Below are 24,997 nucleotides of genomic sequence, written 5' to 3'. Positions count from 1 at the left end.
GGGGTTTGATCCCCGTAACGGTCCCGATTCATGCGTAATCCGCTGATGCTCCTTCCGCTGGCCGTGGCCCTGGCCGCCGGCTGCTCCCAGGAGGCGGCCGCGCCCGCCGCCGCCCCGACTGCCGCAAAGGCCCCTGCCGCCCCCGTGAACGCCGAGAACCGCAGCCACGACGAGAGCTCGTACGCCGAGCCGGACAAGGTCGTCATCAAGGACATCGCGCTGGATCTGAAGCTGGACTTCGACCAGAAGCAGATCGGCGGTACCGCCACCTACACCCTGGAATGGAAACAGAAGGACGCCAAGCAGCTGGTGCTCGACACCCGAGAGCTGACCGTGTCCAAGGTCGAGGCCGTTGCCGCCGACGGCGCGCGCAGCCCGCTGAAGTTTGAGCTGGCCCCGGCCGACAAGGTGTTCGGCAGCAAGCTGACCATCGAGGCTGCGGAGCAGCCGGCCACGGTGGAAGTGACCTACCACACCGCACCGACCGCCTCGGGCCTGCAGTGGCTGGCGCCGTCGATGACCGAGGGCAAGAAGCTGCCCTTCATGTTCAGCCAGTCGCAGGCCATCCATGCCCGTTCCTGGGTGCCGCTGCAGGATACCCCGAGCGTGCGCTTCACCTACAGCGCGCACGTGGTCTCGCGCCCGGACGTGATGGTGCTGATGAGCGCCGACAACGATCCGAAGGCCGCGCGTGATGGTGACTACACCTTCAAGATGCCGCAGCCGATTCCGTCCTACCTGCTGGCCATCGCCGCCGGCGACCTGGTGTTCGAGCCGATCTCCGGCCGCTCCGGCGTCTGGGCCGAGCCGACCATGGTCAACAAGGCCGCCAAGGAATTCGAAGACACCGAGAAGATGATCGGTGCCGCCGAGAAGCTGTACGGCGAATACCGCTGGGGCCGCTACGACATGCTGGTGCTGCCGCCGTCGTTCCCGTTCGGTGGAATGGAGAACCCGCGCCTGACCTTCGCCACCCCGACCGTGATCGTCGGCGACAAGTCGCTGGTCTCGCTGGTCGCCCACGAACTGGCGCACAGCTGGTCGGGCAACCTGGTGACCAACGCCAGCTGGAAGGACATCTGGCTCAATGAAGGCTTCACCACCTACGTCCAGGGCCGCATCACCGAAGCTCTGTACGGCAAGGAAATGGCCGAGATGGAGAAGCAGATCGACCAGACCGACCTGCTGGCCGAAGTGAAGGACATGAGCCCGGCCGACCAGGCGCTGGCGCTGCCGCCGCTGAACGAGCGTGATCCCGACGAAGCCCTCAGCCAGGTGGCCTACGTCAAGGGTTCGTGGTTCCTGGAGTTCTTGGAACAGCGCTTCGGCCGCGAGACCTTCGATCCGTTCCTGCGTGGCTGGTTCGATGACCATGCCTTCCAGAGCGCGAACACCGACCAGTTCGTCGATTACATGAAGAAGAACCTGCTGCCGAAGAATCCGTCGGCCGTGACCGAGGCCGAACTGAAGGCATGGCTGGACGAGCCGGGTATCCCGGCGTTCGCGGCCAAGGCGCAGTCGCGCAACTTCAGCAGCGTCGATACCGCGCGCATCGCCTTCGCCAGCGCCGGCACCGTGCCGAGCAGCCAGGTCATCGCCGACTGGAGCACGCAGGAATGGGTGCGCTTCATCGATGGCCTGGGCGCGACCCAGCCGCTGGACAAGCTGGCCACGCTGGACAAGGCCTTCCACTTCACCGGCACCCCGAATGGCGAGATCGCCATGCGCTGGTACCCGCTGGCAATCCGCAGCGGCTACGAGCAGGCCAATGAAGGCGCGGCGGCATTCATCGAGCGCGTCGGCCGTCGCAAGCTGATCCTGCCGATCTACGCTGAACTGGTGAAGACCCCGAAGGGGCTGGAGCTGGCCAAGCAGGCCTTCGAAAAGGCCAAGCCGGGCTACCACCCGATCACCACTGCCTCGGTCCAGGACATGCTGGCCAAGGCTGAAGCCAAGTAAGCAGAAGCGCCGGGCATCCCCCGGCGCTTTTTTTTGTAGAGTCGAGCCATGCTCGACTGGCTTTTCAACAGCAGTCGAGCATGGCTCGACTCTACAGAAAAGCGAAAACACCAAGGACCTCCGCCATGAAACGACTGATCCTGCTCACCGCCTGCACCCTGGCGCTGGCCGCCTGCAGCAACCCCGAGGAAGAACGCAAGGCGCAGGAAGCCGCCGCAGCCGCCGTGCAGGCGCAGAAGGAGGCCAAGGCCGAAGACGTGGCCAAGCAGTACGACATGGCCGTGGCCGCGCAGGACTGGGAACGCGCGCGCCTGCACGGCGCCTCGCTGCTGGACCAGTACAAGGACACCGCCGCCGCCGAGCGCATCGCCGCGGGCTTCGACGAGGTCAAGGCCAAGGGCGATGCCGCGCGCGACCTGCGGCGCATGCAGGCGCTGTGGCAGTACAACCAGATCCCGGTGGGCAGCAAGGGCAACCAGGTTTCGGCGCAGATCTACAGCAAGGAACGGGTGGACGTGGATGGCAGCGGCGCCAAGCCGGTGCAGCTGGTGTTCCGCGATCATCCGGAGTGGAAGCGGCATGCCTACCTGGTGCTGCAGGCCGGCGATTTCCGTTGCCCGCAGTGCACGGTGAAAGTGACCGTGGACGACGGCAAGCCGGTGTCGATGGCCGCGTGGCGCCCGAAGACCGATGAAGCCATCGCCCTGTTCATCACCGATCAGAAAGCGCTGTGGAAACTGGCGCGCAAGGGCAAGTCGATCAGCATCGAGTTCCCGGTCAAGGCCGGAGGCACCCGTACGGCGGTGTTCGAGACCGGCGGCGTCGACGCCAGCCGCATGCCGCAGTGGTGGCAGTGATGGTCGCGACGGGCAGCGCGGTGCACGCGTTGTCCGCGATCCGGCACTGGGTGTTCGACATGGACGGCACGCTGACTGTAGCCGTGCATGATTTCGCCGCGATCCGCCGCGCACTGGAGATCGCCGCCGAGGAAGACATCCTCGACCATATCGCGGCGTTGCCGGATGCACCGGCGCAGGCCAAGCGTGAGTGGTTGCTGGATCACGAGCGCGCGCTGGCCGAGGACGCGCTGCCGGCGCCGGGTGCGGTGAAGCTGCTGCGCGCGCTGGCGGCGGCTGGCTACCGGCTGGGCATCCTGACCCGCAATGATCATGCGCTGGCGAAGCTGACGCTGGAGGCGATCGGGGTCGGGGCGTTGTTCGACGATGCCGACATCATTGGTCGCGATGAAGCGGTGCCCAAGCCCTCGCCGGAGGGCCTGCAGCAGCATCTGCGGCGATGGGGCATCGGGCCTGCGCAGGCGGTGATGGTGGGTGACCACGCCTACGACCTGGAGTGCGGCCGTGCGGCCGGCACGCATACCGTGCTGGTCAACCTGCCAGAGAACCCTTGGCCGGGCCGCGCCGACTGGCATTTCGCCGATTGCCGCGCGCTGCTGGCCGCCTGGCAGGCCGCATGACCGGCGCGCGCAAGCCGAGCATGGGCTCGGCTCTACAGAGAGCAGGCAACGTGTCGGTCGGAAGTTCCGGTAGTGCCGGCCGCTGGCCGGCAGTGTCGACCCAGGTCGACACCTACCCACAGCATTCCCAGCAGCGCATCGGATGCAAAGCCCCCTTGTTGTTCAAGGGGGCGCGCCGAAGGCGCAGGGATAAGGTGGAATGCGCGGGCAGTTCGGCTTACGCGCCCAGCGCGTAACCGAACTGCTGCTTGAACTGCTCGTTGAACTCATCGAAGGTGAAACGCTGGTTCTGCGTGCCCGGATGCTCGACCTTCAGTGCGCCCATCAGGTTGCCCATGCGGCCGATGGTCAGCCAGTCGTAGCCCTTCTGGATGCCGTAGATCAGGCCTGCGCGGAAGGCGTCGCCACAGCCGGTCGGGTCGACCACGCGGCGCTCGTGCGCCGGCGGGATGTCGTAGCTCTTTTCCGGAGTGTGGATGACCGCGCCCTTCGGGCCACGGGTGGTGATGTAGGCCTTGACCCGGCTGACGATCTCCTTCTCGTCCCAGCCGGTGCGCTCCTGCAGCAGGTTCGACTCGTAGTCGTTCACCACCACGTAGTCGGCCTGCTCGATGAAGGCGCGCAGTTCCGGGCCGTTGAACAGCGGCATGGCCTGGCCCGGGTCGAAGATGAACGGGATGCCGTCTTCGTGGAATTCCTGCGCGTTCTGGATCATGCCTTCGCGGCCGTCCGGGCCGACCAGGCCCAGGGTGACGCCCGGCACCCCACGCACGTGGTTCTCGTAGGAACGCATCATCGCGCCCGGGTGGAAGGCGGTGATCTGGTTGTTGTCGTGGTCGGTGGTGATGAATGCCTGCGGGGTGAACAGCTCATCGATCACGCGCACGCGCGACAGGTCGATGCCCAGGCCTTCGAAGTATTCGCGGTACGGGCCGAAGTCCGAGCCCACGGTGCCCATCGGGATCGGCTGGCCGCCCAGCAGGTGCAGGTTGTAGGCGATGTTGCCTGCGCAGCCGCCGAACTCGCGGCGCATGCGCGGCACCAGGAAGGACACGTTCAGGATGTGCACCTTGTCCGGCAGGATGTGATTCTTGAACTGGTCCGGGAACACCATGATGGTGTCGAAGGCAAGAGAACCACAGATCAGAGCGGACATCGATGTAAGCCTATGCGGTGAATTTTGGGGTGGGCCGGCCCGGTTCAGCGGGCAAGCAAACGGCGCCCTTGGGCGCCCGACGGCGCAAAGGTTACCCGCTGGTGCCGCTCAGGGCCAGAACCGGGTGAGACCCGATCAGGCCGAAAGCCTGTGAAGACGCGGGTTCAGCTAGTTTTTTCCTTGCTCGGCGGCAGGCGGGTTGCTAGGCTTGTCGGCCTCGATTTCTGCCCATTTTTTCGCCATCCCGCGGCGGGCACGACACCCCTCAGGACTCCTTCCTCAGATGTTCAAGAAACTCCGTGGCATGTTCTCCAACGACCTGTCCATCGACCTGGGCACGGCCAACACCCTCATCTACGTGCGCGGGCAGGGGATCGTGCTGAACGAGCCGTCGGTCGTGGCCGTGCGCCAGGACCGTGCCATCGGTGGCACCCGCTCGGTGGCAGCCGTCGGCGCCGAAGCCAAGCAGATGCTGGGCCGTACCCCGGGCCACATCACCACCATCCGCCCGATGAAGGACGGCGTCATCGCCGACTTCACCTATACCGAGGCGATGCTCAAGCACTTCATCAAGAAGGTGCACAAGTCGCGCGTGCTGCGCCCGAGCCCGCGCGTCCTGGTCTGCGTGCCGGCCGGCTCGACCCAGGTCGAGCGCCGCGCGATCAAGGAATCGGCCGAGGAAGCCGGTGCCCGTGACGTGTTCCTGATCGAAGAACCGATGGCCGCCGCGATCGGCGCCGGCATGCCGGTCACCGAAGCCCGTGGCTCGATGGTCATCGACATCGGCGGTGGCACCACCGAAGTGGCGGTCATCTCGCTCAACGGCATCGTCTATTCGGCCTCGGTCCGCATCGGCGGCGACCGCTTCGACGAGTCCATCACCAACTACGTGCGCCGCAACCACGGCATGCTGATCGGTGAAGCCACCGCCGAGCGCATCAAGGTCGAGCTGGGCTGCGCCTACCCGCAGGCGGAAGTGATCGAGATGGAAATCTCCGGCCGCAACCTCGCCGAGGGCGTGCCGAAGATGATCAAGATCAGCTCCAACGAAGTGCTCGAGGCCCTGCACGAACCGCTGTCGGGCATCGTCAGCGCGGTCAAGCTGGCGCTGGAGCAGACCCCGCCGGAACTGTGCGCCGACGTCGCCGAGCGCGGCATCGTGCTGACCGGTGGTGGCGCCCTGCTGCGCGACCTGGACCGCCTGATCTCCGAGGAGACCGGCCTGCACGTGCAGGTGGCCGACGACCCGCTGACCTGCGTGGCGCGCGGTGGCGGTCGTGCGCTGGAGCTGGTGGACATGCACGGCAACGAGTTCTTTGCGCCGGAATAAGCCGTCCCGGCCGTTCCTGCCCGCCGCGCCCTTCCGGGGTGCGGCCCGCCGTGATGGCGGGCCGGCACCGGCGGGGCGCCCGCGTGTTTCCCTTCCGCCTTCTGCCAGTTGAATCGTTGCCGTGCCGCCCTACGCCGGTCCTCCCGTCGCCTCCCGATCCGGTGATGCCGCCAGCCCCCTGCGGTTGCTGGCCTATCTCGCGTTGGCCATCACCCTGATCGTGCTCGATGACCAGGCTGGCTGGCTGGCACGCCTGCGCGAGCAGGCCAACAGCCTGGTACAGCCGGTGTGGGCACTGGCTGGCCTGCCCGGCAAGCTCGGCAACCAGGTCAAGGATTCCGCCGCCAGCCATACCCAGCTGGTCACCGAAAACCGTGAACTGCGCAACCAGCTGCTGCTGGCCAACGCGCGCCTGACTCGCCTGCAGACCGCCGCGCTGGACAACGCCCAGCTGCGCGAACTGCTGAACGTGGCCGAGCGCAGTGGCCTGGACGTGCAGCTGGCGCCGATCCTGGACATCGACCTGGACCCGGTGAAGCAGCGCCTGGTGCTCGACGCAGGCAGCCGCGAGGGCGTGCACGTCGGCCAGGCGGTGATCGACGCCGGCGGCTTGATGGGGCAGGTGATCAGCGTCACCGGTGGCACCTCCACCGTGCTGCTGCTGACCGATCCCGACCACGCGGTGCCGGTCACCGTGGCCCGCAACGGCGTGCGCCTGATCGTCTATGGCCGCGGCGACACGCTGGAACTGCGCGACATCCCGCTCAGCGCCGGCGTGGAAGTGGGCGATGAGATCGTCACCTCCGGCCTCGGCGGGCGCTTCCCGGCCGGCTTCCCGGTCGGCACCATCACCGGCCTGCGCCCGGACGACACCCACGCCTTCCTGGTCGGCGAACTGAAGCCGGCGGCCCAGCTCGACCGCGGCCGCGACGTGCTGCTGCTGCGCCCGGGCGCGGCGATCCGCATTCCGCCGGAGCTGCGCCTGCAGCTGGAAGAAACCGCCCCGGGGGGCCCGGCCACCGGCGCCAGCGTGTCTGCGGGAGCCGCGCCAGCGGCAACGACGCCAGCTCCGGTCAGCTCCCCGGTAGCGCCGGTCGCTGGCCGGCAACAGCCCTCGTCGCAGACGAGGACTGTTGCCCCCGCATCCTCCCTTAACCCCGCGCCTCAACAAGAGGGGGGCTCTCCCCCAGCTGGATCCACGGTAGTGCCGGCCGCTGGTCGGCAACCGACCACGCCGGAGGCCCAGCGATGAGCCGCCTGCGCGACAACCCGTGGGTGCTGCCGGCCAGCCTGGTGGTGGCGCTGCTGCTGGGCCTGCTGCCGCTGCCGGCGCTGCTGCAGCCGCTGCGCCCGTACTGGCTGGCGCTGGTGCTGGCGTACTGGGTGATCGAAGCTCCTGAGCGCGTCGGCCTGGGCATCGCCTTTGCCAGCGGCGTGGTGGCCGACCTGCTGTACGGCGGCGTGCTGGGCGAACAGGCACTGCGGCTGGTAATGCTGGCCTTCATCCTGCAGCGCTTCCGTGCCCGCATCCGCTTCTTCCCGATGTCCCAGCAGATGCTGGCCATCGGCGGCCTGCTGTTCAACGATCGCATCGTCAGCGCGCTGGTCCACATCGTGGTGGATGAGCCGACCCTGCCCTGGTCGTACTGGTGGGCGCCTCTGCTGGGCATGGGCCTGTGGCCGCTGGTGTTCGTGCTGCTGGACGCGGTGCGCTTCGGCAAGCGCGGGCGCTGAGCCATGATCCCGCGCCGCCAGGTCAAGAACCCGCACGCCGAAGCCGAACAGTTCCGCCGCCGTGCGGCGCTGGGTTTCCTGGGCGTGCTGGTCTGCCTGCTGGGCCTGGGCGGCTGGTACTTCAAGCTGCAGGTGCTGGACCACGACGTGTACGCCACGCGCTCGGAAGCCAACCGCATCAAGCCGCGGCCGGTGGTGCCAGGGCGCGGCATGATCTACGACCGCAACGGTCGCCTGCTGGCCGAAAACGTGCCGGCCTTCCGCCTGGACGTCACTCCGGACAAGGTCAAGGACATGGATGCCACCCTGGAAGGGCTGGCGAAGATCATCAGCATCAGCCCGGAAGAGCTGGAAGCATTCAACAGGTCGCGCAAGGCGCGCCGCAAGTTCCTGCCGGTCACGCTGAAGCTGCGCATGAGCGACGAGGAGATGGCGCGCTTTGCCGTCGACCGCTGGCGTTTCCCGGGGGTCGAGCTGGAACCCTACCTGACCCGGCGCTATCCCTATGGCGATCTGTTCGCGCACATCATCGGCTACGTCGGCCGCGTTGATGACAAGGATCTGGAGATCCTCGGCGAAGGCAATGCCGCGCTGACCCACATCGGCAAGTCCGGCCTGGAACGCTATTACGAGCAGCAGCTGCGCGGCAAGGTCGGCTACGAGCAGGTCGAGACCAACGTGCAGGGTCGCGCGATCCGCACCATCGGCCGCGTCGCCGCGCAGTCCGGTGCCGACCTGCGGCTGTCGATCGACGCCGACCTGCAGCGCGCGATGGTGGCCGCGTTCGGCGACCAGGAGGGTTCGGCGGTGGCGATGGATCCGCGCACTGGCGAAGTGCTGGCGATGGTCAGCCTGCCGTCCTACGACCCCAACCTGTTCGTCAACGGCATTTCCCATGCCGACTTCAAGGCCTTGAACGAAAACCCGTCGCGGCCACAGTTCAACCGCCTGGTGCTCGGTGGCGTCGCTCCCGGTTCCACGCTGAAGCCGCTGATCGGCCTGGCGGGACTGGACTCCGGCGTGCGCCGCCCGGAAGACAAGGTGCTCTCCACCGGCATGTTCTACCTGCCGGGCACCTCGCGCGGCTGGGGTGACGCCCACCGTGGCGGCCACGGCTGGACTGATCTGCGCAAGTCCATCGCCGAGTCGGTCAACACCTATTACTACAAGCTGGCGCTGGACCTGGGCATCGAGCGCTTCGACCATTACATGGAGTACTACGGCTTCGGCCAGCCGACCGGCATCGACCTCACCGGCGAGATCGGCGGCATCCTGCCGTCGCCCGCCTACAAGCGGAAGAGCCGCAAGGAAGCCTGGTATCCCGGCGATACGGTCAACATCAGCATCGGCCAGGGTGACTGGAAGGTCACCCCGCTGCAGCTGGCGCGCGGCGTCAGCGGCCTGGCCGACGGCCAGCTGCGCACCCCGCACCTGGTGATCCAGCAGCGCGAAGGCTTCGACAGCGACTGGACGGCGATGCCGCCCGGCGAGAGCAAGCCGGTCAGCCCCAATCCCAACAACGTGCAGGCCGTGCGCGAGGGCATGATGGCAACCATGCGGCCCGGCGGCAGCGGCTGGCGCGTGGCCGTCGGTGCGCCGTACGTGATGGCCGGCAAGACCGGTACCGCACAGGTCATCAGCCGCAAGGGCACCGCCGCCGTGAATCCGAAGAGCCTGCCGATGCATCTGCGTCACCGCGCACTGTTCGTCGGCTTTGCGCCGGCGGACAGCCCGGTCATCGCAATTGCGGTGGCAGTGGAAGGTGGTGGCTATGGTGGTTCGGCCGCGGCACCGATCGCACGCAAGGTGTTCGACGCTTACCTGTTGGGCAAGATGCCCGAAGGCATGCAGCCGCTGGACAGCGAGCGCGGCACCACCGCCATCGGCGCCACCGCGTTCGACAACGAAGACGCGGGCGCGCGCCAGGCCGGTGACCTCGCCGCTGCACAGGTGGGAGAGCATCCGGTGCTGATTGGTGCACCCGCACCCGCACCCGAGCCGGCGCCTGCGCCGCAGCCGGGTGCGCCGGCCGCCGCGCTGCCAGCCACGCCGCGCCCGGCCCCTGCGGAGCCTGCACGATGAGAGTGTTCCTGCGCTGGGCCGGCGACATGCTGCGCCGCTTTTTCAGCACGCTGGACTGGGTGCTGTGCCTGGCCCTGGGCGCGCTGATGGTGATTGGCCTGGCGACCCTGAAGAGCGCTGGTGGCGACAGCCTGGTGATGGCGCAGGGCGCGCGTTTCGCGGTGGGCATGGCCGCACTGTGGGGCATCTCGCGGGTGCCGATCCTGCGCATCCGCTCGGCCACGCCGATGATCTACGCGATCTCGATGATCCCGCTGCTGGCGGTGTTCGTGCTGGGCACCGGTAAATATGGCCGGCAGTGGCTGGACCTGAAATTCTTCTACCTGCAGCCGGCCGAGCTGCTGAAGGTGAGCCTGCCGATGATGGTGGCGTGGTACCTGCACAAGATGCCGCTGCCGCCGCGCTTCAATACCGTGCTCGTGGCCTTGATCATCATCGGCGTACCCACCGGCCTGGTGATGCTGCAGCCGGACTTCGGTACTGGCGTGCTGATCGCCGCCAGCGGCGTGTTCGTGCTGCTGCTGGCGGGCCTGCCGTGGTGGTGGGTTGGGCTGGGCGTGGGCGGCGTGGCTGCGGTCGCGCCGGTGGCCTGGTTCTGGTTGCTGCGGCCGTACCAGAAGGACCGCATCATGATGTTCCTGGACCCGGAGATGGACGCGCTTGGCGCCGGCTGGAACATCATCCAGTCGAAGATCGCCATCGGTTCCGGCGGCTTCGATGGCAAGGGCTGGGGCGAAGGTTCGCAGTCGCACCTGAACTTCATTCCCGAGCAGACCACCGACTTCGCGTTCTCGGTGCTGAGCGAGGAATTCGGCTGGATCGGCGTGGCCACCGTGCTGGCGCTGTACCTGGTGGTGATCGGGCGTTGCCTGTGGATCGCCAGCCAGTCACGCGATTCCTATTCGCGCCTGCTGGCGGGTGCCACCGGCCTGGCGTTCTTCGTCTACGTGCTGGTGAATGGCGGGATGATTTCCGGCCTGCTGCCGGTGGTAGGCGTGCCGATGCCGCTGATCAGCTACGGTGGTACTTCGGCGGTGTCGCTGCTGGCCGGTTTCGGGCTGGTGATGGCGGTGCGCAGCCACAATCCAGTGCACGGCGGCTACGGTTGAGTCCGGCGTCGGGGTCAGATCCCTTTTTCCACAGGAAAAAGGGATCTGACCCCGCAGCTCGGCTACGGAGAGCAGGAGCACCCTGACAGCTTCACGCAAGCCCCCGTTGCTACCGTGCCCGCGTGAAATGGAAACGACTGCCTGGCGGCTGCCGTGAGGCGCTGCGCACGATCGATCTGCCGTTGCTGGGCGCGTTGTTGATCCTGATGGGCGCCGGCCTGGCGGTGCTGCACAGCGTGTCCGGCCCGGTGGCCGGGCAGGCGGCACGCTTTGCCGGTGGGCTGTTGGCGATGTGGCTGCTGTCGCGTGTTTCGCTGCTGCGATTGCGTGCGTGGACCCCTGCGATCTACGCGCTGTCGATGCTGCCGCTGATGGCGGTGTACGTCATCGGCACCGGCAAGTACGGGCAGCGCTGGCTGAACCTCGGCGTGTTCTACCTGCAGCCGTCCGAGCTGCTCAAGCTCAGCCTGCCGCTGATGATGGCGTGGTACCTGCATCGGCAACCACTGCCGCCCTCGCCGCGCACGGTATTGACCGCCGCGCTGCTGATCGGCGTGCCGGCGGTGTTGATCCTCATGCAGCCCAACCTCGGCACCGCCACGTTGGTCACTGCCAGTGGCGTGTTCGCGTTGTTGCTGGCTGGCTTGCACTGGGGCTGGTTGGCGACCGGGGCGGCAGGGCTGGCAGTGGCTGCACCCCTGGCGTGGTTCGGCTTGCTGCGGCAATACCAGAAGGATCGTGTGCTGACCTTCCTCGACCCGGCGGCCGACCCGCTTGGTACCGGCTGGAACATCCTGCAATCGCGCATCGCGATCGGTTCCGGGGGCTGGCAAGGACGTGGCTGGGGGCAGGGCACACAGGCCACGCTCGATTTCCTGCCCGAGTACACCACCGACTTTGCGTTCTCGGTGCTGGCCGAAGAGTTTGGCTGGATCGGCGTGGCGACGCTGTTCGCGCTGTACCTGTTCGTGGTGGGGCGTTGCCTGTGGATTGCGGTGCACGCGCGCGACACGCACGCGCGATTGCTGGCCGGTAGCCTGGGGCTGGCGTTCTTCGTCTACGTGCTGGTGAACGGCGGAATGATTTCCGGCCTGCTGCCGGTAGTGGGCATTCCGATGCCGCTGATCAGTTACGGCGGGACCTCGGCGGTTTCGCTGTTGGCCGGCATCGGGCTGGTGATGGCGGTACGCGGGCATCGGCCCGTGCACGGGGGATAGCGTTTCCAGCCAACGGCGCAGCCCCCTCGTGGGTGGTGTCTGGGTGGTCGCGGAAAGCAGAAGCCGCGGGTGGGCCGGTCGGGTTGGGTACGCGGGGGATGCCGTGAATCCGTCCCTGGAGGCTTGGCAGCCGCATCCATGCGGCTGACTGATCAGACACCCCCGCGTACCCAACCCGACCGCCCTCTGACAGATTTTGGCGGTCTGCCACCCACGGAGAAGCAAGAGAAAATCAAAAGCGGGTCACGGCGCTGCGCTTGCTCGTGAGCCGAGCATGGCTCGGCTCCGCACAAGGCAATGAAGCGACCCGCCAAACCGCTTTTGCTTTTGATCTTCTCTTTTCTTCTCCGTGGGTGAACGCGCCCGAAAACTGTCAGCGGCCGGGTGGGTGGGCAGTGCGGGGTGTCCGCGGCATGGATGCCGCGGCCAAGCCCCCATGGATGGGTTCACGGCGTCCCCGCACTGCCCACCCACCCGGTCAGCTCTCAGCAATCCGGCTTTCTGCGACCACCCAGACACCACCCACGAGGGGCTGCGCCGTTGGCCGGAGACTTCCTGGCGCTGCGCAATGCCCGTTGTGGAAGCGTTCTCACAACAATGCGACGCAACACGCTCTCCGACCAAAGCCCGCGAAAAACGTTATCTGGTTCACATTTTTACACCGCGTTGATCTTGATCAATGGACTTGTCGTAATCGGCCTGCACAATGGCGGCCCGTTCGGCACGGCGCGCCGTCAATCGATGCAGCGCGAGGGGGCGTCGGGCGGGAGCAGTACTGATCCAACGGGTACAGGGAGCGCGGGGAACTGCCACTGGGGAGCGGCAGCCGCGCAGGTACCGACCGGATCCGGTCGCCGGTTGCGTCTGCGGGGATGGGGACGCAACCGGCCACCTCTATCTGAATGGGGAAGCTCGATCACGACGTCTTCACATTTCCCGCTGAACGCGGGCAAATCGTTGTGATTCATGGTGTTAGGGGTTTTAATTCATCCATGACCTGCTAACCTGCGACGATGATTCGACGCACTCTGGCCTGCATGCTCACCCTCGGCCTGGTCGCCTGCGCGACCCAGCCGAAGTCCCCACCGTCTTCTCCCCAGGCCAGCAGTACGCCGCGCCAGCCCGCCACCAAGGCCCACGGCCCGGCCGAAGCCGCTCCCGAAGCGGCCGCTGCTACAGCGCCGCCGGTCGATCTCACTCCGGTGCCGTTCGAGGTCGCACGGGCCCGCTTTGTTGCCGATACGGCCAAGCGCTATGGGCTGAAGCCGGAGCAGATCAGCAGCGTGCTGGATCAGGCGCAGGTGCGCCAGCCGATCATCGCCGCCATGTCGCGCCCGGCCGAACGGGTCAAACCGTGGAACGAATACCGGCCGATGTTCATCAGCAAGGCACGCATCGATGGCGGCCGCGCGTTCCTGGCCCAGCATCGTGCCGAACTGGATCGCGTGCAGCAGCGCACCGGCGTGCCGGCCGAAGTGATCGTGGCGATCATCGGCGTGGAGACCAGTTACGGGAAAAATGCCGGCAACCACCGCGTGCTCGATGCGCTGTACACGCTGGCGTTCTACTACCCGCGCAGTGGCGACCCGGCCAAGCTGGAACGCGAAGTGCGCCGCGAGCTGTTCTTCCGCGATGAGCTGGCCAAGCTGTTCGAGCTGGGCCGTGAGGAAAAGCTGGACATCACCACGCTCAAGGGCAGCTATGCCGGTGCGATGGGCATGGGCCAGTTCATGCCGTCCAGCTATCTCGATTACGCCGTGGACGGTAATGGCGATGGCCGTCGCGACCTGTTCACCAGCTACGACGATGTGTTCTCGTCCATCGCCAATTATTTCGTGAAGAAGGGCGGCTGGGTCCGTGGTGGCCAGGTGGCCGTACCGGCCACGCTGGCGCCGGGTCGCGAGGAGTTCAACCCGACCGAATGGATGCCGACCTGGTCGCTGGCCGACCTGGCGCAGCGCGGCTACCAGCCCAGCGCTGCGGTGCAGCCGGGCGCCACCGCAACGCCGATCACGCTTGAGGGCAGCACCGGCAAGCAGTACTGGCTGGGCTTCCAGAATTACTACGCGATCACCCGCTACAACCTCTCGAAGATGTACGCGATGGCCGTGTTCCAGTTGTCGCAGGCCATCGCCGGACAGGAGCTGCCCCCGGCATGAACATCAGATGGCTGGTCCCGAGCTTGATCGTCCTCGCGCTGGCTGCCTGCAGCAGTGCGCCGAAGAAGCCGGCCACGACCGGCCACGGTGGCAAGCCCAGCGGCACGGTGGTGCAGGGTCGCGGCTCGCGCCCGGCGCATTGCCCGGAGGGCTCGCCCTATGCTGCGGCCAAGGAAGACCCGAACACGCGCGGCAACTACACCGCCGGGGGGCTGTACAAGCCAGGCGTGCGTGACAGCACCCCGGACTACATTCCCAACGTCGCCTGCATTCCCGAGCCGGAAGTGACCGCCGAAGAGCGTTCGGCCATCGGCAACAAGTCGCCGTACGTGGTGCTGGGCAAGTCGTACAAGGTGCTCGACGACACCCGCAACTATGTCGAGCGCGGTACGGCCTCGTACTACGGCGCCAAGTTCCACGGCCGCCTGACCTCCAACCGCGAGGTCTACGACATGTACCAGTTCACCGCCGCGCACAAGACGCTGCCGCTGCCCAGCTTCGCCCGCGTCACCAACCTGGACAACGGCGAGTCGGTGATCGTGCGCGTCAACGACCGTGGCCCGTTCCATGATGGCCGCGTGGTCGACCTCAGTTATGCCGCCGCGGTGCGGCTGGGCATCACCCAGCGCGGTACCGGCAACGTGGAAGTGCGTGCGCTGCAACCGGGCGAGAGCAACCTGCTGGCCCAAAAGCCGTCGCGCCGCGAGCGCCGTGCCGCCGAAACGGCTGTCGCGGCGGCCAGTACGCGCCCGGTAACGGCTGCGCGTGCCACCGCCGACAGCGACATTGATCGCCTGGTCAAGCGCCTGCCGGCCGACGCCATGCCTGCGCGTGGCCAGCCGGCCACCACCCAGGGCGTGGCCAGCGCCGTGCCGGACGTGGCGGTCAGCAGCCTGCCGCCGAGCGCACCGCCGGCGCGCAGCGCCCCTGTGGCACCGGTTGCCGTCGCCAGCGCCGCGCCGCGCGCGGTCACGCCGGCGCCGGCGCGTACAACGCCGGCCACACCGACCGCCCCCAGCCTGTCGCAGCAGGTAGTGGGCGCGGTGATGGTGCAGGTCGCCAGCTTCTCCAGCCGCGACAATGCCAACCGCGCAATGGGCCAGCTCAACGCCGCCGGCATCGTCGGCGCGACCATCAGCGACATCGCCGCCGGTGGCCGCACCCTGTTCCGCCTGCGCGTTCCCGCCAGCGACCATGCCAGTGCCGCGGAACTTGTCGGCCGCATTGCCGGTCTGGGCCTGGGTTCGCCGCAGATCGTCAAGGATTGACCCACCCGGGCCGGTGCTGCCGGCCCATGCTGCCCCGGCCTTACAATGGCCACTACGTTCCACCCTCCATTCCTGGCCGTCCCCTGGAGCCTGCTGTCCAATGAATTTCCGTTCCGCCGCCACCGCCCTGGCCGCCACCCTGGTGGTGGGCCTGGCTTCCGCCCAGACCCCGCTGCCGACCCCGGCCACGCCGGCGCCCGCCGCCGCTGCCGCCCCGGTCACCGTTGCCACCCCGCCGGCGCCGGTGCCGAGCGTATCCAAGGCCTGGGTGCTGATGGACTACGCCACCGGCCAGGTGCTGGCCGGCGAGAACATCCACGAGCAGCTGGCCCCGGCCAGCATCACCAAGGTGATGACGTCCTACGTGATCGCCGCCGAGGTCAAGAACGGCAAGGTCCGTGCGGATGACCAGGTGATGATGAGCGAACGCGCCTGGCGCGAAGGCGGCGCGGGTACCGACGGCAGCTACAGCGGCTTCCCGGTCAACCAGACCGCACGCCTGGAAGACATGGAAAAGGGCATGGCGATCCAGTCCGGCAATGATGCCGCGATCGCCCTGGCCGAGCACGTGGCCGGCAGCGAAGAAGCCTTTGCGTCGCTGATGAACAGCTACGCCGCCAAGATCGGCATGAAGAACTCGCACTTCGTCAACGCCCACGGCCTGACCGCCGAAGGCCACCACAGCACCGCCTACGACCTGGCGCTGCTGGGCCGCGCGATGGTGCGTGATTACCCGGAAACCTACGCGTACAACAAGATCAAGGAATTCCAGGTCGGCAACATCAAGCAACCGAACCGCAACCTGCTGTTGTGGCGCGACGGCAGCGTGGACGGCATCAAGACCGGCCACACCTCCGAAGCCGGGTACTGCCTGATGAGTTCGGCGCAGCGTGGCGACCAGCGCCTGATCGCCGTGGTATTGGGGGGGGAGTCGGAAAAGCAGCGTGCCGATGACAGCCTGGCGCTGCTGAACTGGGGCTTCCGCTTCTTCGAGACCCACCGTCTGTATGAACCGGGCAAGGCCGTGGCCGAGCACAAGGTCTGGAAGGGCACCACCGACAAGGTGCAGCTGGGGGTGGCCCAGCCGATGCTGGTGAGCGTGCCGCGCGGCCGCTACAACGACCTGAAGCCGAGCATCGATGTGCCCAAGACCCTGGAAGCACCGTTCACCGCCGGCCAGAAGATCGGCACCGTGAAGGTCACCCTGGATGGCAAGGTCGTCGCCGAAGCGCCGCTGGTGGCCGTGGCCGCCGTTGAGCAGGCCGGCTTCTTCAAGCGCCTGTGGGACAGCTTCTGGATGTGGTGGGAATCGGAATGATCCACGCCCCGGCGTGGTGAACGAAAAGGCCGGCGAATGCCGGCCTTTTTCTTTGCCTGTATCGACGCTGTCGGGCCGGGTCCGGCGCGTGGAATTGGTACACGTCCGATGGGTTTGCCGGCGTGTCAGGTCGAGCATGTACGCAACAGGACTGCCGGGCACTGCGGCTTTCCGTCCCATTCCACAGGAGTACATGCCAATGACCATTCGCACGCTGATATCCGCGATTTCTCCAAAGACGCGTTGCACTGCGCGCCGCACCCCGCTGGCATTGGCGTTGGCAGGTGCCTTGATGCTGCCAGCAGCTCTGGCTGCAGCAGCGGACAGGGGGGACTGCGCCAATGAAGCAACCGATGCGGAGCGCGAGCGCTGCACCAGTGACCAGGGGGTGACGTGGTCGAGTGTGCTTGCCACCAAGATTGAACTGGGCGATGACGCCGTAGCGGGGGGCGCGCGCGACATTGCCATCGGCAATTCAGCAAGGACGGACAGCTTACTTTCGCCGGGCACTGATTCGCCGGACTACTCGATTGCGATCGGACCCGGTGCGCAGGTCGTGGGTGGAGGATCGCTGGCTATGGGCGGGGGTGCGAGCGTGCTCGGGGCCCCAACCACCAAGATGAAGGCAGTAGCCCTGGGCAATGCCAGTACTGTTTCGGCCGAAGGTGGCGTAGCGGTGGGCTACGATGCGACCGCCAGCCACAGTAACAGCGTCGCCTTGGGAGCCGGGGCGACCACCAATGCGGCCAACACGGTATCGGTGGGCAATGGCGTTGACAACCGCCGCATCACCAACATGGCTGACGGTGTGATCGCTGCAGGCAGTGCCGATGCCATCACCGGTGCGCAGCTGTTCTCGACCAATGAGCGCGTTGGGCGGGTGGAGAGTGACATCGACACGATCAAGGACGATGCCTCGAAGCTGGGTGCCCAGGTGGGTTCGCTGGAGAGCGACGTTGGCGGATTGCAGACGCGCATGTCCGGCGCAGAAGGCTCGCTGAAGACGCTGAGTGATGACGTCGCGGGCCTTGCTGACGGCTCCTCCGGCATCGTCACCCATGATTCCGGTACGGGCGTGGTGAGCGTGGCTGCCGGCAAGGGCGGTACTGTGGTGGATTTCGCAGGCGGGGATGGCTACCGGCGCCTGAGCGGCGTGGCCAACGGCGTCAACGAAGATGACGTGGTGACCATCGCGCAGCTGCGGGCGGCTGGCGCGATTGATCCCGTCAGTGGCGAGACGCTGAGCGTGCTCACTTACGACGATGCAAGTCTGTCCCGGGCCTCGCTCGGCGGAACGGGTGGCACGGTGCTGGACAAGGTCGCCGCCGGCCAGATTGGCCAGTTCAGCATGGAAGCCGTCAATGGCAGCCAGCTGTGGCAGATGAATGCCAACTGGGAAGCCCAATGGCGACAGATGGACGACCGGCTGGGTTCGATCGAGCGTGGGATCGAGGATGGTTCCATTGGTGGCCCGGGGACCGGAAATCCCGGCACGGGCAATCCGGGTGTCTCCCCCGGTACCGGTGAGGGATCGGTGGCCATTGGCGAAGGGAGCGATGCTTCCGGCAAGGGCGCGATCGGCCTTGGCAATGGAAGCGCGGCGTCCGGCGTTGGCGCAGTGGCCGTGGGCGAGGGTAGTGTGGCCTCGGGTACGGGCTCGGTTGCCATGGGCGAAGGCGCCAGTGCGACGGGCAACAATTCGGTTGCTGTCGGTGCCGGATCTACGGCTGACCGCGACAGTGAGTTCTCGGTGGGCTCCCAGGGCAATGAGCGCGTCGTCAGCAATGTCGCGGCCGGCGTACGCCCGACCGATGCGGTGAACGTGCAGCAGATGGATGATCGTTTCAAGGCCGAGCGTGAGTACACCGATGGCCGCTTCAACGCGATGGACACGCGGCTTGACCGCATGGGGGCGATCAGCGCGGCCTATGCGGGCATGGCAATCAACACCGCCGGTTTGAGCGGCGACAACCGCGTGGGGGCGGGTGTCGGTTCGCAGAACGGGCGTTCGGCGTTGGCCGTGGGTTACCAGCGGATACTGGGCGAGAAGAAGAACGTCTCGGTGTCCTTGGGTGGCGCCTTCAGTGGTAGTGACCAGAGCGTTTCTGCCGGCGCGGGTTTCAGCTGGTAGGCACGCGAGGTGTCCGCCGGGCAACACCCGGCGGAACCGAGGCTGGGCCTACAGCGCACGACTGATGGTGAAGCTGCCGAACACCGGCGCCTCGCGCTGGCCGTTGAATTCGCGCGTGCTGTGGTAGCGCGCGGCAGCGAACTTCCAGCGGCCGTACATCACCGCCACGCCGTACCCGCCGTAGGCCACCACATGGCGCTTGTCCACGCTGTGACTGTTGCGGAAGGTGTTGCCATCCAGGGTGATATCGCGGATCACCCAGGCAGCGTCCGAGGTCGCGAACAGGTGCCAGGACCACCCACCGGGGCGGCCGCTGCGGGTCGGCGCCGTGTTCTCACCGGCCGGGCGCAACGGCGTGCTGCCGAAGTCGTCCGGCAGCTTCCAGCCAAAGCGCACTTCACCGCCGAAATTGGCCTTGGTTTCCAGGTTGCCGATCGACCCGCCGTAGTGGCTGATCGCGTCCCAGCCCCAACCGTCGGCATTGACACTGGCATCGCCCGGCCAGCGGCGCATGCGCTCATGGGTCAGCATGAACAGTGGTTCGTTGTGCAGCTGGTTGTCCCAACCCTTGAATTTTTCGTCGCCCAGCACGTCGTGCACGGCATTCTGCACCTGCTTGCCCTGTGCCCAGGGGCCGACCACGCCCAGTGTCAGCTGGGTGGTCTGCAGGCGGTCGCCGCTGCGCGCATTGAAACCGAAGTTCGCGATCAGCACGCCGGCGTAAGGGCGGTCGTCCTCGATCAGGTCCCTGCGAGTGAAATCGGTCGGGGTGAAGATCCCCTGGCCGATGCTGAAGATCATGTTCTGCTGTTCGAACTTGCCCGGATGCAGCCCTTCCAGGTACCGGTTCACCCAGCGCGCCATGCGCGGCAGGCAGGGGTCGTCGGTGTAATCGACCAGATTGGGGGAGACCAGGGTCAACAGCGCACCGTTGGTATAGCCCTGATCCTGGTGGCGGCCGCCGAACAGGTCGTTGTCGACGCGGAAATTGACCTGCGGCGGGTGGTCGCGCATGGCGTCCGGGCCACATTGTTCGGCCGCCTGGGCGGCAAGGGGGAGGGCAGAGGCCAGCAGGCCGGCGAGCCCGAGAGCTGCGACACTACGCATGGATGGAATGCTCATGGGGAAGGGGGCGGTTTTCAGTCGTTTTCTGCAACGCTACGGTACTCGTGCCCGCGCGTCGGAACGAGCACGTCCGGATCACTTGTCTGTTCCGAAAACAACATTGTCCGGCGGGCACAATTTGTTACCCGCGCACGCGCCGCGGGCCTGGCGTGAAGGCGGTCGCGGGCCGCCCGTACGATGTTCGCGTGGGTGCCGGTCAGGAGATTGCAGTCAGCTGCCGTTGGGCCTCAGGCCCGTCCCTTTGGGCCGCCTGCAACGCAGCAGACCGCCGGTGCGGTCCTGGCGTTGATGAATACTCTTGGGTTTGTTGCCCTGCGGCCCGATAATGGGGCCATGGAAATCAAGTCCGACAACCCCGACCACGGCTTCCAGTTCCCCGGCCAGTTCGAGCTCAGCGCCATGGGCCCGGCCAACCGCGGCCTGGAGCATGAGCTTCCCCGCCTGTTGCTGGCCGCCGGCATCGATGTGGTGAACGAACGCATCAGCTGGAAGCACTCCTCCAACGGCAAGTACGTGTCCGTCCGCATCGTGTTCAAGGCCGAGAGCCGCGAACAGTACGACCTGGCGCACCAGGCGCTGCGTGACCACCCGGAAGTGAAGTGGACGCTGTAGCCGACTCCTGCCCGGCCGAAGCCGCCCCGGAGGACCGTGCGCCGCGTCCGGCGCTGGTCCGTGACCTCGGCCGACAGCTGTATGAACCGGTGTGGCGCGCCATGCAGCGCTTCACCGACCAGCGCAGCGACGCCGATGCCGACGAGCTGTGGGTGGTCGAGCACGATCCGGTGTTCACCCTGGGCCAGGCCGGCAAGGACGAGCATGTGCTGGCGCCGGGCGACATCCCCGTGCTGCACGTGGACCGCGGCGGCCAGGTGACCTATCACGGTCCCGGCCAGATCGTGATCTATCCGTTGCTGCGCCTGCCACGGCTGGGTATCGGTGTGCGCGACTACGTGTGTCGCATCGAGCAGGCGCTCATCGATACCCTGGCCGAGTGGAACATCGGCGCCGAACGCCGCGAGGGCGCCCCAGGCGTCTACGTCGGTGGTGCCAAGATTGCCGCACTCGGCATCCGTGTGCGTCGCGGTTGCACCTTCCATGGGCTGGCCTTCAACGTGGCCATGGACCTGGAACCCTTCCACCGCATCAATCCCTGTGGCTATCAGGGGTTGCAGGTGACCTCGGTGCTGGACTTGGGCGGCCCCTCCGGGATGGAGGCCGTCAAGCCGGTGCTGCTGGACCACCTGGCCCGCCAGTTTGGCCTGCTGCTGCAGCACACGCCCGAACTGCCCGATCTTTCTGCGGCCGCCTGACCGCCCCCCGGAACTGCCATGACTGAAACCACCGCCCGTTCCATTCCCCTGCAGATCGTGCAGGGCGATTCTCCGTCCACCGCGCCGTTGCAGGCCGGGGTCAAGCAGCTGGGCGGTGACAAGATCAACCGTTCGCCGGTGCAGTTCGCCGACGCGCCGGTACTGCGCAAGCCGTCCTGGATCCGCGTGCGCATTCCTTCGGGCAATGCCGTGCAGAACCTGAAGGCCAAGCTGCGCGAGAACCGCCTGGTGACGGTCTGCGAGGAAGCCAGCTGCCCGAACATCCATGAGTGCTTCGGCCACGGCACCGCCACCTTCATGATCCTCGGCGAGGTCTGCACCCGGCGCTGCTCGTTCTGCGACGTCGCCCACGGCCGCCCGAAGCCGCCGGATGCCAACGAACCGGCCAGCCTCGGCCAGACCGTGGCCGACATGGGCCTGAAGTACGTGGTGGTGACCAGCGTCGACCGCGATGACCTGCGCGACGGCGGTGCCCAGCACTTCGTCGACTGCATCACCGCCATCCGCGAAAAGTCGCCGGGTACCCGCATCGAAGTGCTGACCCCGGACTTCCGCGGCAAGGGCCGCATGGAACGTGCGCTGGAGATCCTGGCGCAGAACCCGCCGGATGTGTTCAACCACAACATCGAGACCGTGCCGGACCTGTACCGCAACGTGCGCCCGGGTGCGGACTACCAGTGGTCGCTGAACCTGCTGAAGAACTTCAAGGCGCAGCACCCGGACGTGCCAACCAAGAGCGGCATCATGCTGGGCCTGGGCGAGGACTTCGAACAGATCAAGGCCACGATGCGTGACCTGCGCGCGCACGATGTGGACATGATCACCATCGGACAGTACCTGCAGCCGACCGCGCACCATCACCCGGTGCTGAAGTACTGGACCCCCGACGACTACAAGGCACTGGAAGACTACGGTTACGAGCTGGGCTTCAGCCACGTGGCGTCCGGCCCGATGGTGCGCTCGTCGTACCACGCCGACGTTCAGGCCAAGGGCGCAGGGGTTTCCTGACACCCTCCCGGTGGGTGGGAGCTGCTTCTCCTGTGGGTGCGGACCGTTGGTCCGCACACCTCTGCCTGCGGTAGAGCCGAGCCCATGCTCGGCTGCTTGCTGCCGGCCAGCCGAGCATGGGCTCGGCTCTACATGCATTCACAATTTGCTACACCGGCCCCGCTAGGCTGGTTTTCCACCGAGCGCGGCCGGGTGACAAACCCGGCAACTTTCGGCACTGTCGGGGTGTCTGAACACCCTGCAGTCTCCCCCTTGGCAAGGCGCCTTCGAGCACGTCAATGAAATTCAAAGCCCCCGCATTCCTGATGGCCCTGGCGCTGGTCGCGCCGCTGGCGCTGGCGGCCAAGGCCGACTCGCCTGCATTGCCCGCTGCGGCGACTGCCGATCAGGTGACCACCTCCAAGCTGGTGTATGGCCTGTTGTCCGACAGTCGTTACGCCTACCGCCCGCGTGCGCTGGACGAGGCCACCTCCAAGGACGTGTTCAAGCGCTATCTGGAGACGCTGGACGGCGCCAAGCAGTATTTCACCCAGGCCGACGTGGCGCGCTTCGCGCCCTTCGAAGCCAACATCTCCTCGGCCATCCGTGGCGGCGAACTGGAACCGGCGTTCCAGGTGTTCGCGGTCTACAAGCAGCGTGTCGGCGAACGTGTGGCCTTTGCGCGCAAGCTGCTCAAGCAGGAGCCGGACTTCACCACCGACGAGCGCTTCGAGTACGACCGCAAGAAGGTGCCGTGGGCGGCCAGCAGCGCCGAGCTGGATGAGCTGTGGCGCAAGTCGGTGAAGAACGACTGGCTGCGCCTGAAGCTGGCAGGCAAGAAGCCGGACGATATCCGCAAGACGCTGGACAAGCGCTACGCGACGCTGGAAAAGTCGGTCAACGAGCTGAAGGGCGAAGACGTCTTCCAGTTCTTCATGAATTCGTACACCAGCGCGGTTGATCCGCACACCGATTACTTCACCCCGCGCACGGCCGAGAACTTCAACCAGGCGATGTCGCTGTCGCTGGAAGGCATCGGTGCGCAGCTGCAGCGCCAGGACGACGTGGTGGTGATCCGCGAGATCATCGCCGGCGGCCCGGCTGCGGTGGACGGCACGCTGAAGCCGGGTGACCGCATCGTTGGCGTTGGCCAGGGCAAGTCTGGCCAGGTCGAGGACGTGATCGGCTGGCGCATCGACGATGTGGTCGCCAAGATCCGCGGCGCCAAGGACACCCAGGTCAAGCTGGAGTTCATTCCGGCTGCCGAAGGTGCCGATGGCAAGCACCACACCCTGGTGCTGACCCGGCAGAAGGTGCGCCTGGCCGAACAGGCCGCCAAGGGCGAGACCATGACCATTCCGGCCGCCAACGGCGAGCCGGCACGGAAGATTGGTGTGATCAAGCTGCCGACCTTCTACCAGGATTTCGAAGGCCGCCGCCGCAACGCCGCCGACTATGCCTCGGCCACCCGCGACGTGGCCAAGCTGCTGGCTGGTTTCAAGAACGACAAGCTGGACGGCGTGGTGCTGGACCTGCGCAACAACGGCGGCGGTTCGCTGGATGAAGCCATCGAACTGACCGGCCTGTTCATCGAGCAGGGCCCGGTGGTGCAGGTGCGCGAGTCCGGTGGCCGCGTCACCGTCAACAGCGACCGCAACCAGGGCGTGGCGTGGGATGGCCCGCTGGCGGTGCTGATCAACCGCGGTTCGGCTTCGGCCTCGGAGATCTTCGCTGGTGCGATCCAGGATTATGGTCGTGGCCTGGTGATCGGTGAAACCAGCTTCGGCAAGGGCACCGTGCAGAACATCGTCGACCTCGACCGCTGGCCGAGTGGCGAGACCCAGCGCTTCGGCCAGGTCAAGCTGACCATCGCCCAGTTCTTCCGCATCAGCGGCAGCAGCACCCAGCACAAGGGCGTGGTGCCGGACCTGGCCTTCCCGGCCAGCGTCGATGCCACCGAGTTCGGCGAGAGCACCTACGATAACGCCCTGCCGTGGACCCGCATCGCCGCCGTGCCGCACACCCAGTACGGCAACTTCGCGCCGCTGCTGCCGAAGCTGGAGGCCCGCCACGACGCGCGAATCGCCACCGACAAGGAATTCCAGTGGTGGAACGAGGACGTGCAGCAGTTCCGGACCGAGGCGGCGAAGAAGTACATCTCGCTCAACGAGGCCACCCGTCGCGCCGAACGCGAGCGCCAGGACGCCCAGCGCAAGGAACGCCAGCTGCAGCGCAAGGAGCTGGGCCTGGCCCTGGACCCGCTGGCCGATGACAGCAGTGATGATGGCCTGACCGGCAACGAGCGCGACATCGTGAAGGATGCCGCCCGCGAAAAGGCTGCCGAAAAGCGTCCGGACCCGCTGCTGCGCGAGTCGGCCTCGATCCTGGCCGACGCGGTGAACCTGCTGGCCAATGACCGTCCGCTGTCGGCCCAGGTGCTGCCGCAGTCCACCGGCGCGGGGCGTTGGGCGGACTGAGCCGGAGACGGCGCGCGACATTCGCAGGGGCCGGCATTGCCGGCCCCTTCTTGTTTGGGAAGCCCATTCCCGGTCGCGCCGGGCCATGTCCGGACCAGTGAAGTGCCGCAAACGACTTGATCCCCTCCGTCCCCTTT

At 66.8% G+C, this 24,997-nt stretch carries 19 protein-coding genes; 17 read left to right on the top strand and 2 right to left on the bottom strand.

What is annotated here, in order from left to right; all coding sequences use genetic code 11:
- Window positions 1-30: 30 nt before the first annotated feature.
- The 3 genes from ACS0OT_RS17120 to ACS0OT_RS17110 all read left to right on the top strand — a co-directional run bounded on the left by ACS0OT_RS17120 (window position 31) and on the right by ACS0OT_RS17110 (window position 3,436).
- On the top strand, window positions 31-1,959 hold the full coding sequence (locus ACS0OT_RS17120; protein ID WP_164093217.1) for a M1 family metallopeptidase: 1,929 nt from the start codon (window positions 31-33) through the stop codon (window positions 1,957-1,959).
- Window positions 1,960-2,084: 125 nt separating this feature from the next.
- The gene (locus ACS0OT_RS17115) at window positions 2,085-2,816 is read left to right on the top strand and encodes a hypothetical protein (RefSeq protein ID WP_005419405.1); all 732 of its coding nucleotides are present in this window, start codon (window positions 2,085-2,087) and stop codon (window positions 2,814-2,816) included.
- On the top strand, window positions 2,816-3,436 hold the full coding sequence (locus ACS0OT_RS17110) for an HAD family hydrolase (protein WP_442255908.1): 621 nt from the start codon (window positions 2,816-2,818) through the stop codon (window positions 3,434-3,436). The genes ACS0OT_RS17115 and ACS0OT_RS17110 overlap by 1 nt, the downstream gene beginning before the upstream one ends.
- A gap of 217 nt (window positions 3,437-3,653) precedes the next feature.
- Here ACS0OT_RS17110 and ACS0OT_RS17105 read toward each other — a convergent pair whose 3' ends face one another.
- Window positions 3,654-4,592 (bottom strand): carbohydrate kinase family protein, encoded by a 939-nt coding sequence (locus ACS0OT_RS17105; RefSeq protein WP_005419403.1) that lies wholly within the window; start codon window positions 4,590-4,592, stop codon window positions 3,654-3,656.
- A 283-nt stretch (window positions 4,593-4,875) separates the two neighbouring features.
- On the opposite strand from ACS0OT_RS17105, the gene ACS0OT_RS17100 reads away from it, so the two are divergent.
- From ACS0OT_RS17100 to ACS0OT_RS17055, 10 genes are all read left to right on the top strand, one after another.
- On the top strand, window positions 4,876-5,922 hold the full coding sequence (locus ACS0OT_RS17100; RefSeq protein WP_005419402.1) for a rod shape-determining protein: 1,047 nt from the start codon (window positions 4,876-4,878) through the stop codon (window positions 5,920-5,922).
- 121 nt (window positions 5,923-6,043) lie between these two features.
- On the top strand, window positions 6,044-7,174 hold the full coding sequence (gene mreC, locus ACS0OT_RS17095; RefSeq protein ID WP_065178033.1) for a rod shape-determining protein MreC: 1,131 nt from the start codon (window positions 6,044-6,046) through the stop codon (window positions 7,172-7,174).
- Window positions 7,171-7,656, top strand: coding sequence for a rod shape-determining protein MreD (gene mreD / locus ACS0OT_RS17090; RefSeq protein WP_005419400.1), 486 nt, complete (start codon window positions 7,171-7,173; stop codon window positions 7,654-7,656). The genes mreC and mreD overlap by 4 nt, the downstream gene beginning before the upstream one ends.
- Before the next feature lie 3 nt (window positions 7,657-7,659).
- A complete protein-coding gene (gene mrdA / locus ACS0OT_RS17085) occupies window positions 7,660-9,738 on the top strand; it encodes a penicillin-binding protein 2 (protein ID WP_065186228.1) in 2,079 nt (692 codons plus the stop codon).
- A complete protein-coding gene (rodA, locus tag ACS0OT_RS17080) occupies window positions 9,735-10,847 on the top strand; it encodes a rod shape-determining protein RodA (RefSeq protein ID WP_005419392.1) in 1,113 nt (370 codons plus the stop codon). Before mrdA ends, rodA (ACS0OT_RS17080) begins: the two co-directional genes overlap by 4 nt.
- Window positions 10,848-10,969: 122 nt before the next feature.
- Entirely contained in the window at window positions 10,970-12,064 is a 1,095-nt protein-coding gene (rodA, locus tag ACS0OT_RS17075) for a rod shape-determining protein RodA (protein WP_065178035.1), read from the top strand.
- 1,013 nt (window positions 12,065-13,077) lie between these two features.
- On the top strand, window positions 13,078-14,223 hold the full coding sequence (gene mltB / locus ACS0OT_RS17070) for a lytic murein transglycosylase B (RefSeq protein WP_005419390.1): 1,146 nt from the start codon (window positions 13,078-13,080) through the stop codon (window positions 14,221-14,223).
- Entirely contained in the window at window positions 14,220-15,491 is a 1,272-nt protein-coding gene (locus tag ACS0OT_RS17065; RefSeq protein ID WP_065196486.1) for a septal ring lytic transglycosylase RlpA family protein, read from the top strand. The genes mltB and ACS0OT_RS17065 overlap by 4 nt, the downstream gene beginning before the upstream one ends.
- A 100-nt stretch (window positions 15,492-15,591) precedes the next feature.
- The gene (locus ACS0OT_RS17060; protein WP_065186230.1) at window positions 15,592-16,809 is read left to right on the top strand and encodes a D-alanyl-D-alanine carboxypeptidase family protein; all 1,218 of its coding nucleotides are present in this window, start codon (window positions 15,592-15,594) and stop codon (window positions 16,807-16,809) included.
- A gap of 13 nt (window positions 16,810-16,822) precedes the next feature.
- Window positions 16,823-18,940 (top strand): YadA family autotransporter adhesin, encoded by a 2,118-nt coding sequence (locus tag ACS0OT_RS17055; RefSeq protein WP_235649094.1) that lies wholly within the window; start codon window positions 16,823-16,825, stop codon window positions 18,938-18,940.
- A gap of 48 nt (window positions 18,941-18,988) precedes the next feature.
- On the opposite strand, the gene ACS0OT_RS17050 is transcribed toward ACS0OT_RS17055, so the two are convergent.
- The gene (locus tag ACS0OT_RS17050; protein ID WP_080375075.1) at window positions 18,989-20,047 is read right to left on the bottom strand and encodes a lipid A deacylase LpxR family protein; all 1,059 of its coding nucleotides are present in this window, start codon (window positions 20,045-20,047) and stop codon (window positions 18,989-18,991) included.
- Between the two features lie 351 nt (window positions 20,048-20,398).
- Between ACS0OT_RS17050 and ACS0OT_RS17045 the strand changes: the two genes are divergently transcribed.
- From ACS0OT_RS17045 to ACS0OT_RS17030, 4 genes are all read left to right on the top strand, one after another.
- The gene (locus tag ACS0OT_RS17045) at window positions 20,399-20,677 is read left to right on the top strand and encodes a YbeD family protein (protein ID WP_005411067.1); all 279 of its coding nucleotides are present in this window, start codon (window positions 20,399-20,401) and stop codon (window positions 20,675-20,677) included.
- Complete coding sequence (lipB, locus tag ACS0OT_RS17040; protein ID WP_134955846.1) at window positions 20,665-21,375, top strand: lipoyl(octanoyl) transferase LipB; 711 nt, start codon at window positions 20,665-20,667, stop codon at window positions 21,373-21,375. Before ACS0OT_RS17045 ends, lipB begins: the two co-directional genes overlap by 13 nt.
- Window positions 21,376-21,393: 18 nt before the next feature.
- The gene (gene lipA, locus ACS0OT_RS17035; RefSeq protein ID WP_005419370.1) at window positions 21,394-22,404 is read left to right on the top strand and encodes a lipoyl synthase; all 1,011 of its coding nucleotides are present in this window, start codon (window positions 21,394-21,396) and stop codon (window positions 22,402-22,404) included.
- Window positions 22,405-22,682: 278 nt separating this feature from the next.
- Window positions 22,683-24,860 carry a carboxy terminal-processing peptidase gene (locus ACS0OT_RS17030; RefSeq protein ID WP_005419368.1) on the top strand — a complete coding sequence of 726 codons (2,178 nt, stop codon included), beginning with the start codon at window positions 22,683-22,685 and terminating at the stop codon, window positions 24,858-24,860.
- Window positions 24,861-24,997 lie beyond the last annotated feature (137 nt).

Origin of the sequence: Stenotrophomonas maltophilia group sp. RY12688, from assembly GCF_052149045.1 — a bacterium.
In the GTDB taxonomy this organism is placed as follows: Bacteria; Pseudomonadota; Gammaproteobacteria; order Xanthomonadales; family Xanthomonadaceae; genus Stenotrophomonas; species Stenotrophomonas sepilia.
The sequence above is the reverse complement of the archived record's forward strand: the minus strand, read 5'-3'. Positions and strand labels throughout refer to the sequence as shown.

Coding starts and splice junctions, on each gene's coding strand:
- ACS0OT_RS17120 (WP_164093217.1), top strand. CDS start 31: ATGCGTAATCCGCTGATGCTCCTTCCGCTGGCCGTGGCCCTGGCCGCC.
- ACS0OT_RS17115 (WP_005419405.1), top strand. CDS start 2,085: ATGAAACGACTGATCCTGCTCACCGCCTGCACCCTGGCGCTGGCCGCC.
- ACS0OT_RS17110 (WP_442255908.1), top strand. CDS start 2,816: ATGGTCGCGACGGGCAGCGCGGTGCACGCGTTGTCCGCGATCCGGCAC.
- ACS0OT_RS17105 (WP_005419403.1), bottom strand. CDS start 4,592: ATGTCCGCTCTGATCTGTGGTTCTCTTGCCTTCGACACCATCATGGTG.
- ACS0OT_RS17100 (WP_005419402.1), top strand. CDS start 4,876: ATGTTCAAGAAACTCCGTGGCATGTTCTCCAACGACCTGTCCATCGAC.
- mreD (WP_005419400.1), top strand. CDS start 7,171: ATGAGCCGCCTGCGCGACAACCCGTGGGTGCTGCCGGCCAGCCTGGTG.
- mrdA (WP_065186228.1), top strand. CDS start 7,660: ATGATCCCGCGCCGCCAGGTCAAGAACCCGCACGCCGAAGCCGAACAG.
- rodA (WP_005419392.1), top strand. CDS start 9,735: ATGAGAGTGTTCCTGCGCTGGGCCGGCGACATGCTGCGCCGCTTTTTC.
- mltB (WP_005419390.1), top strand. CDS start 13,078: ATGATTCGACGCACTCTGGCCTGCATGCTCACCCTCGGCCTGGTCGCC.
- ACS0OT_RS17065 (WP_065196486.1), top strand. CDS start 14,220: ATGAACATCAGATGGCTGGTCCCGAGCTTGATCGTCCTCGCGCTGGCT.
- ACS0OT_RS17060 (WP_065186230.1), top strand. CDS start 15,592: ATGAATTTCCGTTCCGCCGCCACCGCCCTGGCCGCCACCCTGGTGGTG.
- ACS0OT_RS17050 (WP_080375075.1), bottom strand. CDS start 20,047: ATGCGTAGTGTCGCAGCTCTCGGGCTCGCCGGCCTGCTGGCCTCTGCC.
- ACS0OT_RS17045 (WP_005411067.1), top strand. CDS start 20,399: ATGGAAATCAAGTCCGACAACCCCGACCACGGCTTCCAGTTCCCCGGC.
- lipA (WP_005419370.1), top strand. CDS start 21,394: ATGACTGAAACCACCGCCCGTTCCATTCCCCTGCAGATCGTGCAGGGC.
- ACS0OT_RS17030 (WP_005419368.1), top strand. CDS start 22,683: ATGAAATTCAAAGCCCCCGCATTCCTGATGGCCCTGGCGCTGGTCGCG.